This is a genomic window from Allobosea sp. P4_E12 (assembly GCF_056401655.1).
In genome coordinates this window covers 48,769-61,215 of record NZ_JBFUIY010000021.1, presented here as the reverse complement: position 1 = coordinate 61,215, position 12,447 = coordinate 48,769, and the positions used below count along the sequence as shown (strand labels likewise).

General features: G+C 66.3%; 10 protein-coding genes. 7 read left to right on the top strand and 3 right to left on the bottom strand.

Annotation, left to right across the window (positions count from 1 at the left end; genetic code table 11):
• Positions 1-14: 14 nt before the first annotated feature.
• The 7 genes from phnC (at position 15) to AC1DW9_RS24235 (ending at position 7,482) form a co-directional block, all read left to right on the top strand.
• Positions 15-824 (top strand): phosphonate ABC transporter ATP-binding protein, encoded by an 810-nt coding sequence (phnC, locus tag AC1DW9_RS24265; protein ID WP_441493473.1) that lies wholly within the window; start codon positions 15-17, stop codon positions 822-824.
• Between the two features lie 20 nt (positions 825-844).
• On the top strand, positions 845-1,648 hold the full coding sequence (gene phnE / locus AC1DW9_RS24260; RefSeq protein ID WP_441493472.1) for a phosphonate ABC transporter, permease protein PhnE: 804 nt from the start codon (positions 845-847) through the stop codon (positions 1,646-1,648).
• Between the two features lie 128 nt (positions 1,649-1,776).
• Positions 1,777-3,024 carry a phosphonoacetate hydrolase gene (gene phnA / locus AC1DW9_RS24255; RefSeq protein ID WP_441493471.1) on the top strand — a complete coding sequence of 416 codons (1,248 nt, stop codon included), beginning with the start codon at positions 1,777-1,779 and terminating at the stop codon, positions 3,022-3,024.
• Positions 3,025-3,034: 10 nt separating this feature from the next.
• The gene (gene phnY / locus AC1DW9_RS24250) at positions 3,035-4,486 is read left to right on the top strand and encodes a phosphonoacetaldehyde dehydrogenase (protein WP_476855199.1); all 1,452 of its coding nucleotides are present in this window, start codon (positions 3,035-3,037) and stop codon (positions 4,484-4,486) included.
• Between the two features lie 169 nt (positions 4,487-4,655).
• Positions 4,656-5,825: a hypothetical protein gene (locus tag AC1DW9_RS24245; protein ID WP_476776854.1), complete on the top strand. Its 1,170-nt coding sequence runs from the start codon at positions 4,656-4,658 to the stop codon at positions 5,823-5,825.
• Positions 5,771-6,649 (top strand): hypothetical protein, encoded by an 879-nt coding sequence (locus AC1DW9_RS24240; protein WP_476776855.1) that lies wholly within the window; start codon positions 5,771-5,773, stop codon positions 6,647-6,649. The genes AC1DW9_RS24245 and AC1DW9_RS24240 overlap by 55 nt, the downstream gene beginning before the upstream one ends.
• Positions 6,650-6,765: 116 nt before the next feature.
• Positions 6,766-7,482, top strand: coding sequence for a phosphatase PAP2 family protein (locus AC1DW9_RS24235; protein ID WP_441508113.1), 717 nt, complete (start codon positions 6,766-6,768; stop codon positions 7,480-7,482).
• 85 nt (positions 7,483-7,567) lie between these two features.
• Here the strand turns inward: AC1DW9_RS24235 and fhuF are convergent, their stop codons facing one another.
• From fhuF to AC1DW9_RS24220, 3 genes are all read right to left on the bottom strand, one after another.
• Complete coding sequence (fhuF, locus tag AC1DW9_RS24230) at positions 7,568-8,296, bottom strand: siderophore-iron reductase FhuF (RefSeq protein ID WP_441508114.1); 729 nt, start codon at positions 8,294-8,296, stop codon at positions 7,568-7,570.
• Between the two features lie 16 nt (positions 8,297-8,312).
• The gene (locus AC1DW9_RS24225) at positions 8,313-10,655 is read right to left on the bottom strand and encodes a molybdopterin-dependent oxidoreductase (RefSeq protein ID WP_441508115.1); all 2,343 of its coding nucleotides are present in this window, start codon (positions 10,653-10,655) and stop codon (positions 8,313-8,315) included.
• A 157-nt stretch (positions 10,656-10,812) separates the two neighbouring features.
• A complete protein-coding gene (locus tag AC1DW9_RS24220; protein WP_441508116.1) occupies positions 10,813-12,411 on the bottom strand; it encodes a gamma-glutamyltransferase family protein in 1,599 nt (532 codons plus the stop codon).
• Positions 12,412-12,447: the final 36 nt, after the last annotated feature.

Genomic DNA, 12,447 nt, shown 5'->3' with positions numbered 1-12,447 from the left:
GCGGAGGATCCGAGATGATCAAGATCGAAGGACTGAAGAAGTCCTATGTCGGTCGGCCGGTGCTGCAGGGCATCGACCTGACCGTGAGAGCGGGCGAGTTCCTGGTCGTGCTCGGCCCCAGCGGCGCCGGCAAGTCGACCCTGCTGCGCTGCATCAACGGGCTCGCCCAGCCCGATGCGGGGCGGACGCTGATCGACGGCACCGTCTTCGATGCCAAGCGCAGCGTGCGCGGCGAGCGGCCCGTCGCCATGATCTTCCAGCACCACAATCTGGTGAAGCGCCTCTCGGTGCTGAAGAACGTGCTCGTCGGCCGCATGGCCGGGCTGTCCTCCTTCCTGTCGATGCTGCAGCTCTTTCCCAGGCGCGATGTCGATATCGCGATGGAATGCCTGACGCGGGTCGAGCTGGCGCACAAGGCCAATGCGCGCGGCGACCAGCTCTCCGGCGGCGAGCAGCAGCGGGTCGGCATCGCCCGGGCGCTGGCCCAGCAGCCGTCCGTGATCCTGTGCGACGAACCGGTGGCGAGCCTCGATCCGAAAACGTCGCGCGTCGTGCTCGGATACCTCAAGGCGATCTGCAAGGAAGAAGGCATCGCCGTGATCTGCAACCTGCACCAGGTCGACTATGCCGTCGAGTTCGGTGAGCGCATCGTCGGGCTCAGCGGCGGCCGGGTGATCTTCGACGACACGCCGGACCAGCTGACCTCCGAGATCGTCCACCAGATCTATCCCGGCCTGGAAGACCCCGGCATCAGCCGCGTCCTGAAGCCGCGCGCGCTGGCTCAGCCGGTGCTGACGCCGCTCATCGCCACCGCAACAGCCTGAACGCGACGGGGAGCCCGATCATGTCATTCGGTACATTGCAACTCGTCCTTCGTCCGCCGCAGGGCCGTTTCGGCTGGTGGGGCGTCAGCGCCCTGTCGCTCGCGATCGTCGTCTTCCTGTGGTGGGCCGCGCTCGGTTCGCAGATCAATGCCAGCAACCTGTGGAACGGCATCCCTTATATGTGGGATTTCCTGGTCCGCATGATGCCGCCCAACCCGGATTTTCTGGATCGACTCTGGAAGCCGGCGCTGGAGAGCCTGCAGGTCGCGGTCTGGGGCACGCTGCTCGGCGTCGTCATCGCGCTGCCGATCTGCTTCTTTGCGGCCCGTAATCTCAGCCCGAGCCCGGTCGTCTATCACGCCACGCGCCAGGTGCTGAACTGCATGCGCGGCATCAACGAGATCATCCTGGCGCTGATCTTCGTCGCCGCCATCGGCCTTGGCCCCTTCGCGGGCGTTCTGGCCCTTGCGATCCACGGGGCCGGCATGCTCGGCAAGTTCTTCGCCGAGGCGATGGAAGATATCGACGAGGGACCGCTGGAGGCTTTCCGCTCGGCCGGCGTCGGGCCCTTCCAGACCTTCTTCTTCGGCGTCCTGCCGCAGGTGCTGCCGACCTGGCTGGGCACGGTGTTCTACCGGCTGGAAACCAATGTCCGGCAGTCGACCGTGCTCGGCATGGTGGGCGCCGGCGGCATCGGCTTCGAGCTCGTCTCCTCCATGAAGCTCTTCAAGTACCAGGATACCGCGACCTGCATCCTGATGATCCTGGCGATGGTGCTTGCGGCCGATCTCATCTCATCGCGTGTCCGGGCCATGATCCGCTAACGCCCTTCGACCGTGGCGCCCCTCGCCACGGTCAACTGACCTTCCCGGCGCGGGCCGCCCGCGCTCCCCCCTGCCTCGACCAGCCCATGTCGCTGAAGCGCCAAGTCCGCTTCTCGAAAGGAAGACCCATGCTCACGCGAGCCCCTAACATCGTGGCCGCCAATGGCCGCAGCTATCGCCTGCCGGAGGTTCCGACCGTCGTGGTCTGCATCGACGGCTCCGAGCCCGGCTATATCGAGGCGGCCATCGCCAGGGGACTGGCGCCCAATCTCGACCGCCTGCTGCGCGCCGGCTCCTACCGGCTGGCGCGCTCGGTGATCCCGAGCTTCACCAATCCGAACAACATCTCGATCATCACCGGACAGCCGCCGGCAGTCCACGGCATCGCGGGCAACTATTTCTACGATCGGGCGGCCGGCGAAGAGGTGATGATGAACGATGTGCGCTTCATGCGCACCGGCACCATCATGCAGGCCTTTGAGGAGGCCGGCGCCAAGGTTGCCGTCGTCACCGCCAAGGACAAGCTTCGCACCCTGCTCGGCAAGGGCCTGGATCCGAAGAGCGGCCGCTCGATCGCCTTCTCCTCGGAAAAGGCCGACAAGGCGACGCTGGCCGAGAACGGCATCGAGAACTTGCTCTCCTTCGTCGGCAAGCCCCTGCCGGAGGTCTACTCGGCCGATCTCTCGGAGTTCGTCTTCGCAGCGGGCGTGAAGCTGATCAGGACGTTCCGGCCGGACGTCATGTATCTCTCGACGACCGACTATATCCAGCACAAGGCCGCACCGGACAGCGAGGTAGCCAACGCCTTCTATGCGATGATGGATCGCTATATCGGCGAACTCGATGCGCTCGGCTGCGTGCTGGCGCTCACCGCCGATCACGGCATGAACGATAAGCACCTCGCCTCGGGCGAGCCCGATGTGCTCTATCTCCAGGATTGGGTCGACGCGCGATGCGGCGCCGGCCAGGCGCGCGTGATCCTGCCGATCACCGACCCCTATGTCGCCCATCACGGCGCGCTCGGCTCCTTCGCTACCATCTATCTGTCGGAGGGAACGGACGGCCGGGCGCTCATCGCCGAGCTCGCAGCCACCAACGGCGTCGAGGTCGTGCTGGACAGCGGCGCTGCCTGCGCCCGCTTCTCGCTCCCGGCCGACCGGATCGGCGACATCGTGGTGATCTCGACCCGCCACAAGGTGCTCGGGACCAGCGCCGCGCGGCACGACCTGGCGGGTTTGACCGAGCCGTTGCGCTCGCATGGCGGCCTGACCGAGCAGCTTGTGCCGATGCTGGTCAACCGCGCCGTCGACTGGCCGCAGGGGCCATTGCGCAATTTCGACGTCTTTGACGTCGCCCTGAATTGCGTCGCGGCGTGAGGACCTGGTGATGAACGCTCCCTTCAGCCCGACACCCCGCCGCGAGACGATGCGGATCGCCGGCAAGCTCGTCTCGACCGACGACATGGTCGAGGTCCGCAATCCCTACGACAATTCCGTCGTCGGCCTGGTGCCGGCGGCGCGGCCCGAGCATGTCCGCGAGGCCTTCGCCAAGGCGCGCGCCTTCAAGCCGACACTGACCCGCTATGAGCGCCAGCAGATCCTGCAGAAGACGGCCGAGTTGCTGCGCGACCGCAAGGACGAGTTCGCCCGGCTGATCACGGCCGAAGCCGGGCTGTGCTGGAAGGATTCGCTCTATGAGGCGAGCCGGGCCTATGACGTCTGGTCCTTTGCGGCCCAGCTCACCATCAAGGATGATGGCGAGATGTTCTCCTGCGACATCTCGCCGAACGGCAAGGCRCGCAAGATCTTCACGACGCGCCAGCCCTTGCTCGGSGTGATCTCGGCGATCACGCCGTTCAACCACCCGCTCAACATGGTCAGCCACAAGCTGGCGCCGGCGATCGCCACCAATAACCGCCTCGTGCTGAAGCCGACMGAGCTGACGCCGCTGACCGCGCTSGCRCTSGCCGACGTGCTCTACGAGGCCGGSCTGCCGCCCGAGATGCTCTCGGTCGTCACCGGCAACCCCTCGACCATGGGCGATGCGATGATCACCGATCCCGATGCGGATCTGGTGACCTTCACCGGCTCGGTCCGGGTCGGCAAGCACATCGCCAATACCGCCGGCTACAAGCGCATCGTGCTCGAACTCGGCGGCAACGACCCGCTGATCGTCATGGAGGATGCCGACCTCGACAAGGCGGCCGAGCTYGCGGTCACTGGTGCGACCAAGAAYTCCGGCCAGCGCTGCACCGCGGTGAAGCGCATCCTGGTGGTCGAGAGCGTCGCCGACGCCTTCGCCAAACTGGTCGTCGAGAAGGCGAAGACGCTGAAATGCGGCAACCCGATGGATCCGGCAACCGATGTCGGCACCGTCATCAACGCCCGCTCGGCCGCGCTCTTCCAGGCCCGCGTCGACGACGCSGTGACGCAAGGCGCCGAAGTGCTCTACGGCCAGCGGGCCGAGGGTGCGCTSTTCCAYCCGACCGTGGTCGACCGCATCCCCTACRCCTGCGAGCTGGTGCATGAGGAAACCTTCGGCCCGGTGATCCCGATCATCCGCGTGCCGAACGATATCGCCGAGGTGATCCGGATCTCGAAYTCGACGGCCTATGGCCTGTCCTCGGGCGTCTGCACCAACCGCTTCGACTACATCCAGCGCTTYGTCGCGGARCTCGAGGTCGGCACCGTCAACCTCTGGGAGGTTCCCGGCTACCGCATCGAGATGTCGCCCTTCGGCGGCATCAAGGATTCAGGCCTCGGCTACAAGGAGGGCGTCGTCGAAGCCATGAAGAGCTTCACCAACGTCAAGACATGGTCCCTGCCCTGGACGAGTTGATCTCCGCCGCCGCAACGCGCGCGGATCGTCCGGTGCGCGTCCGGAACAGACCGCCTGTGCGTGGATTTAGCCGGCTCGCCAGCCATGCCGTCCACAATCCAGCTTCATCCCCCGCTAGCGGACGCCCCAGGTCTCTCTGTATGGTTGCGTTAGGTCAGGGGAGACTGTCGTGGCTATCGCGTTCGGGCAATTCATCGGCGCCTTTCTGTTGGCCGTCATTCTGACGACGATCATCTCCGCGCTCATTCGCAGATTCACCACCACCTCCCGCGTGTTCATCGCCAATGGGCTCTCACTGACCATCGCAACGTTGCTGGGCGGTCTGGGAATGGCCGATGGCGGCGATCCAGATTTTTTCAACTCCTTTGGAACATACGTCCTTCCCCAACTGGCGGTATTTGCCATCGACTTCCTGCGTAGCCGTGGCGCGGCTGCACGCGGGCGGACAAAGCCCAAATCGATGGCCCTCAATCGGGCTGATCCGCCCATGCGCGGTGCTGCGCGCGATATCGCCGCGCCTGCTGCGCCTTCGTCCGCTGCGGCGGCATCCGGCCCCGAGGCCGATCGGCAGGCGCGCCTCCTGCCACCACCGATCGAGCCGGCTGGCCCCACCAATCCCCGGAAGAACTTCATCGTCCGGCACTGGCGCGGCGAGCTGAGTCTCGGCTGGTCCTTCTGGGGCATCGCCGTCCTGGGCAACATCGTCGCGCTGATCACGATCCTGGTGCTCAACCTGATCTTCTCCACCGACACGGGATACGATCCGGCACCGCTCTTTTGGCTCAATGTTCTGACCTGGCTTGTCGTGACGCTCATCGCGGTCTGGCAGGTCGTCGGCACCTGGAGGTCAGCGACACATCACGCGGAGCGGCGTGCGGCCTTGAGCCTGGGCGCTTTCTGGTCCAGGGCCGCCAAGGTCAGTCTCGGTCTCGGCGTTCTCAGGTTCCTGAGCGATCTGGTCAACGGGGCAGCGCCTCAGCTCGCCGAGCTCTACGACATGGCCTGGAGAGGCGACCCTCGGCTTCCAGCCTATTCCTTGCGGGTCATGCGAGATGGGACGGAGATCGAGATCACAGGCGGGATCAAATTCGGACTGGCTGCGGATTTCGAGCGCGTGATCAAGGCCTCGCCTCGGATCAAGGTCGTCCATCTGCACAGTTTTGGAGGGCGCCTCGGAGAGGCCGAGAAGCTGCGACAGAACATCGAGGCGCGCGGACTGATCACTTATGTTTCCGCGCGGTGCGAGTCCGCCTGCACGCTTATCTTTGCAGGCGGCCGCGAGCGATGGGCGCCCCGTCCGGTGGCCTCGGCTATCACGGCCCAGCCTTTCCCGGCATGACAGCGGCGGATCTGGCTCCGTCCGTATTGGCCTGGAAGGCCGCCTATGTTGAAGCTGGACTGTCCACCAGTTTTGTCGACCGCGGACTCGCCGTGCCCAGCGACAAGATGTGGCGGCCGACCATCCAGGAGCTTGTCGCCGCAAACGCGGTCACGCACCAAGCGACTGGGAGTGAGTTTGCGATATCGGGCTATGGTGCCAACCCTACGCCTGACCAGCTGCTATCACCGTACCGAAAGGGCTGGCCGGCTCTGGCAGCGATCCAGGCGCGCCTTCCTGACGACTACGAGCGCATCAGGCGCGTCTTCGCCGATGGGTTCACAGCCGGAGCCACCGAGGGCCAGATCATCGCGGACTACAGGGCTGTGCTGGCACGATTGTTGGCAGTCCACAGATCAAAGGCCGACGATCAGGTGCTGATCGATCAGGCGAATCTCCTGATCGATCAGTATCGGGCGCTTGGGCGCTCGGATCCTACGCTGTGCTATCAATATGCTGCCTTTGGTGGCGGCAAAGTGAACACAGCGGGAGCGCTCTCCGATGAGCTCACTCAGCGCGATCTGATGCTGCAGGAACGCATGATCATGACCTCCGGCCCGCATCCGCCGATTCCCGAAGCAGTCTCGGACGTCTTGCTGAGCAAAGTCCGGCAGTCGCTGATCCGTCGCTATGGCGCTGACCGGATTGCGATTTTTGCTGCAGAGACGGTCGCGCCTGCGCAGCATGCCGATTACTGCGCGATATCGACCGCGTTCTATCAGGAGATTGTCGCGATGCCCCCAGCGATGGCCAGCACGCTGCTCAGGGCGCTTGAAGCGCAATAGATCGTGCGGTCCCCTTTTGCAGGGCCGGTACGACGATCCCGTTCTACGAATACGCCGCGCGGGGCCGAGCGCAGATCCCGCTATTCCTCGGCAAAGCGCCGGGTTACTCTGGCCCGATGGAAGCCCCGCATCGCGCCTTTGGCCGGGTCGGCAACAGGGTACAGCCCTCGCGGCTGGCGCCGACCGCCTTTGCCGTCGCTGTGCTTGGCCTGTGCTTCCTTGCCGGCGAAATGATCGCAGGCGATCTCGCGCGCCTCGACATGGCGGTGCTGGCTGCTTTCAGAAGCGCCGGTGATCTGGGGCAGCCGCTTGGCCCGGCATGGCTGAAGGAGGCGGGCCGCGATATCACGGCATTGGGCAGCTTTGCCATTCTCGGCATTCTGTTCGCTGCGACGGTCGGCTATCTCATCCTGATCGGCAGGCGGGATGCGGCGAAGCTCGTGAGCGTGACCGTGATGGGCGGAGCTGTGGTCAGCGCCGCGCTCCAGCTCTGGCTCGACCGGCCGGGCCCCGACGGGCCCTATATCGTCTTCACCGCGAGCTTTCCGAGCGAGCATGCGACACTGTCCGCGATGACATTCCTGACGCTTGGCGCCTTGCTATCCCAGCTGGCGACCGACAAGCGGGTCAGGGTCTATCTGATGTCCCTTGCGATCATCCTGACTTTGGCGGTCGGCCTCAGCCGCATCTATCTCGGCGTGCATTATCCCAGCGATGTCCTGGCAGGATGGTGCATCGGCAGTGTCTGGGCCGCGCTCTGCTGGACTCTTGGACTTCGTCTCCAGCAACGCCGCGACGATCAAGAGCCGGCGGCGGTGCCGGCTGAATCATAGCCCTGCCTCGGCGTTCGACAGACGGCCTCGCGCTTCCACGTCCAATGGCGCCGACATTCGCTGCCTGGGCGCGCTGAAGCGCCGGCTATTCAGGCACCGCCCTTGCGGCCGGCAACGGGCAGGTCGAGCAATAGCTGCGCTCGGGAACGAGATAGCGGATGCAGCAGATCCGGCGCCGCCGGCCGCTTCCCTCATCCGGATCGGTATAGGACACGGGCTTGAAGAGCGGGTTGGGCTTGCCATTCGGCAAGCGTGCGCTCTCCAGAAAGCTCAAGGCCTCGGCGACGGCGTCATTGACGCCCATGGCGCGTTCGATGCGCCGCACGACGAATTCGAACATGTTGCCGGCATTGCTCCAGAGCACTTTTCGCGAGACGCCGGCAGCCGCCGACAGCGCCAGGACCATGGGCTCGATATGTCCCTGGATCAGCGGCATGAAGCGCGGGCCTTCATCAGCCGGGGCCGCATTGCTCCCGATGCCGCGCAGGTGGATGTGGCGTGTCGCGCCATCGGGACCGAAGGTGCAGCCAATGGCGGCCAGGTCGATATCGACCGCCCTTTGCGCCATCAGCGCGAGCGCCAGATAGGGCGGCAGCAGCGTGGCGAAATGCTGTTTCGACCAGAGCGAGGCGATCGCGCGGCGGTCGCCTCCAGGGCATTGCTGGGAATAGAGCGCGAGCAACTCGGCCAGCCGCGCGGCATCGCCGAGATCGCTGCCCGGCGAAGGGGCCGGCGCATCCGCCGCCAGGACGAAACGGTCGCCATAGGCCGCCAGTTCGCCAGAAAAGAGCGGCGCAAACGCCGGAATGGTCATTGTGCCGCTTCGGATGCTAGGTCGGTATCACCTGGCGCGCGGGCGGGTCATAGGCCTGGATCGGCGGCAGATTGCCGTCGAAACGCTCGACCTGGACGGTCGTCAGCTGCCCCGTGCAGCCCTGCGCCAGCGCCGAGGTTCCGACATCCCGGGTCAGGACATTGGGGTTGCCGTGGACGCAGAGCGATTTGTCCTCGCTCGGGTCGGCGGGATCATACCAGGCACCGGTCGGGAGCTGGATCACGCCCTGGCGGATGCCACCGGTGACGCGTATGCCGGCAAGGCAGGCGCCCCGCTCGTTCGAGATCCGAATGATGTCGCCATCGGCGATGCCGCGCGCGGCCGCGTCCGCGGGATGCATGCTGGCGACCTCGCGGCCGCGGTGCTTGGCCTCGCTGCTATGGCCGCCGAAGTCGAACTGGCTGTGCAGCCGCGTGCGCGGCTGGTTCGCGACCAGCACATAGGGCGAGGCCTTGTCCGGCACATTGGTCGGCCCGAGCCAGGTCGGGTGGCCCGGGCAATCCGCCTCGCCAAAGCTCGCGATCGTCTCCGAATAGATCTCCAGCTTGCCGGTCGGCGTCGGCAGCGGATGCCCCGCGGGGTCCTCGCGGAATTTCCGCAGGCGGCCGCCATCATCGGGCAGTTGTGGCAGCTCAAAACCCTCGCCCGCCCAGAATTCCTGGAAGCTCGGTGCCGGCAGGCCCTGGGCCGCGAGTTCGACGCGCGTCGGCTCGTAGAGATGCTCCAGCCATTGCCGCACCGTACGGCCCTCGGTGAAGGCCTGGCGTGTGCCGAGCCGCTCGGCGAGATCGGCGAAGATCGCGTAGTCGTCGCGCGCTTCCCCATAGGGCTCGACGACGGGCTGCATCGGGACGAGCAGCGGGTCGTTGGAACTGCCGCCGATATCCTCGCGCTCGAGCGTCATCGTGCAGGGCAGCACGATGTCGGCATGGCGCGCCGTCGCCGTCCAGGCCAGCTCGTGCACGACCAGTGTGTCGAGCCGGGCGAAGGCCTGGCGCAGGCGGTTCAGGTCCTGATGGTGGTGGAACGGATTGCCGCCGGCCCAGTAGACCAGCTTGATCTCGGGATAGGTTCGGGTCTGGCCGTTATAGCGATAGCTGGTCCCCGGGTTCAGCAGCATGTCGGCGATGCGGGCGACCGGAATGAAGTCGGACACCCCATTCCGACCCTGCGCGAAGGTCGGCACCGGCACGGCATTGTAGCGCCGCCCGTAATAGGCGATTGCGCCCAGCCCATAGCCATAACCGCCGCCCGGCAGGCCGATCTGGCCGAGCGCAGCCGCCAGCACCATGCCCATCCAGACCGGCTGCTCGCCGTGCTCGGCGCGCTGCAGCGCATGGGCGACGACGATCAGCGCGCGCCGGCCATGCAGCCGTGTCGCCAGCGCCGTGATCGCATCGGCCGGAACGCCGGCAATCGCCGCGGCCCAGGCCGCATCCTTGGGCTGGCCGTCGGTCTCGCCCAGGAGATAGCGCTCGAAGATCGGCCAGCCGACCGTGCAACGCGCGAGGAATTCGCGATCATGCAGGCCATTGACGACGAGGGTGTGGACCAGCGCCATCATCAACGCCGTGTCGCTGCCGGGATTGGAGGAGACCCACTCCGCACCTGCCTCCTCCGGCAGGTCGCCCCGGAGCGGCCCGACCAGCACGAACTGGCAACCGCGTGCCCTCGCCCGGTCCATGGCGCCGCGCTCGACATGCTTGCTGATGCTGCCGCCGGCCACCATGCTGTTCTTCAGGGCCATGCCGCCAAAGGCGAGCACGATCTCGCTGTGATCGGCGATCTGCTCCCAGGAGACGTTGCGCTTCACCAGGTCCTCGTAGTCGCCGATGACATGGGGCACCAGGACCGAGGACGCGCCCGAGGAATAGCTATTGACCGAGCGGACATAGCCGCCGACCGAGGTATTCAGGAAACGGTGGATCTGGCTCTGGGCGTGGTGGAAGCGCCCTGCGCTTGCCCAGCCATAGGAGCCACCGAAGATCGCACCCGGGCCGTGATCGTCGCGGATGCGCGCGAGCTCGCCCCCGAGCAGATCGAGCACGGCCCCCCAGGACATCGGCAGGTACTCGTCGCGTCCGCGCCGATCGTCCGGCCCCGGGCCGCGCTCGAGCCAGCCGCGGCGGACCATGGGCTGTGCGATCCGCGCGCGATGGCGCAAGGCGGCCGGGAAGTTCTGGATGATTTCGTTCGGATCGGGATCGCCCGGGTGGGGCCGGACTTCGAGCCGGCCATCCTGCATGCGGGCCGAGAACACGCCCCAATGCGAGGTATGCGGGCGAAAGGCGTCATCCGCCGCAGAAGGCTCGGTGATCTGGTCGTTCGAATGGGTCATCACATGTCTTCCCAGGCGCCAAAGCCGCCACAGCGATCATGGCATCCGGCATAGTGCCCCTGGATCGCAAGAGATTTCTGCGGCCCTCCCCGATGAGTGCCGCCTCAAGCCGAACTGACGCGCCGGCCCGAAGGCCGGCACGCGTCATCCGGCGGCCTCAAACCGCCACAACATATCCATCGCGGCGCGGGTCGGCTGCGCCGGTCATCACGCCGGTTGCGGGGTCGATCGCCACGGCCTGCATGCCGCCGCATCGCATCGTCCAGCCGGCATCAAAGGCCTCGATCTCGTGGCCGCGCCGCCGCAGCTCTTCAATCGTCCCGGCTGCGATACGGTTCTCGGCCTGGATGAAGCGCCCGTCCCAGAGCCGTGCCCGCGGCGCCTCGATCGCCTCCTGCAGCGGCAGGCCGAAATCGAGATGCTGCACCATAGCCTGGGTCTGGGTCTGCATGATGCCGTAGCTGCCGGGCGTGCCGAGCGCGAGCACCGGCTTTCCGGCGCGCGTCGTGATGCTGGGCGACATGCACATCGGCAATTCGTCGCCCGGCTTCGAGCGGTTCGGACTGCCGGGCTGGACATCGGCCCAGTACAGGAAATTGTTGAGGCAGAGCCCGGTGCCCGGCACGACGATGCCGCTGCCGAAGGGGCTGCCGAGGCTGTTGGTGATGCAGACCAGATTGCCCTCGGCATCAGCGGCCGAGAACGAGGTGGTATGGGCGGGATCCTCCTTGTCCTGCGGCGTCCATTGCTCGGTCGGGCCTTCGATCGGCTCCCCGTCGCCGATGCGCTGGCGCAGGCCCGCGATCGCGGCATCGGAGAAGATCTCGGCCAGGATCTCGGCGGAGGGATTGTTGCTGGCGATCCTGAGGCCGGCCGCGAGCCTGATGGCCCGATAGACCAGGTCGAGATGCTCCGGCCCATCCTTGCTCAGGCCTCCCAGATCGAAACCTTCGAGGATCTTGAGGCTCAGCAGGAACTGGAATGCCTCGCAGGGCGGCGGCGGAACATGGATATCGAGGCCGCGATAGCTCACGGCATGCGGCTCGCGCCAGCGCGGTTGCACGGCCGCGAGATCGGCCATGTTCATCTTGCCGCCGAGCCCGCTCAGATGTCCGACGATCCTTTCGCCCAGCGCGCCGCGATAAAGATGGTCCGGTCCCTTGGCCGCGATCTCCGCGAATGTGCCCGCGAGATCGGCCTGGCGCAGTACCTGGCCGAGCTTCACCGGTCCGCCATCCGGCAGGTAATTGGCGCTGAAGGCGGGATAAAGCTCCGGCGAGGCCGCGAGGAGCGGCGCCTGCTCGTTGAACTCCTCCACACCGAATTCGGAGAGCGCGAATCCGTCCCGGGCGAGCGCGATCGCCGGCGCCAGGATCTCACTGAGGGGCTTCCTGCCATAGCGCGCCGCCAGCTCGCACCAGCCCGCGAGATTGCCGGGAACCGCGACCGCATGCGGGCCGCGCTCCAGTTCGGCCCGCTTGGTGAAGCGTTCGGCCAGGAAGCTCGCCTGGATCGGCGGTACGAAGTCGAGCACGCGGACGCGTTGCTCGGCGGCGCTCCAGAGCGTCGCCGAGCCCATGCCGGTCAGGCTCGACATGAAGGGCTCGACCACGGTCAGGGCGGCAGCGGTTGCTGCAATCGCGTCGAAAGCGTTGCCTCCCTGGATCAGGAGCCTGGCGCCGGCCTGGGCGGCGAGCGGGTGCGCCGCGGCAACCATGCCGTGGCGAGAAAACAACGTGGGGCGGCGGCCATGCATCGTCAGTCGTCCTTGCGTCCCTGTCCTCAGGCTGGA

Excerpts from the sequence above, each read along its gene's own strand:
- phnC (WP_441493473.1), top strand. The coding sequence starts at position 15 with ATGATCAAGATCGAAGGACTGAAGAAGTCCTATGTCGGTCGGCCGGTG.
- phnE (WP_441493472.1), top strand. The coding sequence starts at position 845 with ATGTCATTCGGTACATTGCAACTCGTCCTTCGTCCGCCGCAGGGCCGT.
- phnA (WP_441493471.1), top strand. The coding sequence starts at position 1,777 with ATGCTCACGCGAGCCCCTAACATCGTGGCCGCCAATGGCCGCAGCTAT.
- AC1DW9_RS24240 (WP_476776855.1), top strand. The coding sequence starts at position 5,771 with ATGGGCGCCCCGTCCGGTGGCCTCGGCTATCACGGCCCAGCCTTTCCC.
- AC1DW9_RS24235 (WP_441508113.1), top strand. The coding sequence starts at position 6,766 with ATGGAAGCCCCGCATCGCGCCTTTGGCCGGGTCGGCAACAGGGTACAG.
- fhuF (WP_441508114.1), bottom strand. The coding sequence starts at position 8,296 with ATGACCATTCCGGCGTTTGCGCCGCTCTTTTCTGGCGAACTGGCGGCC.
- AC1DW9_RS24225 (WP_441508115.1), bottom strand. The coding sequence starts at position 10,655 with ATGACCCATTCGAACGACCAGATCACCGAGCCTTCTGCGGCGGATGAC.
- AC1DW9_RS24220 (WP_441508116.1), bottom strand. The coding sequence starts at position 12,411 with ATGCATGGCCGCCGCCCCACGTTGTTTTCTCGCCACGGCATGGTTGCC.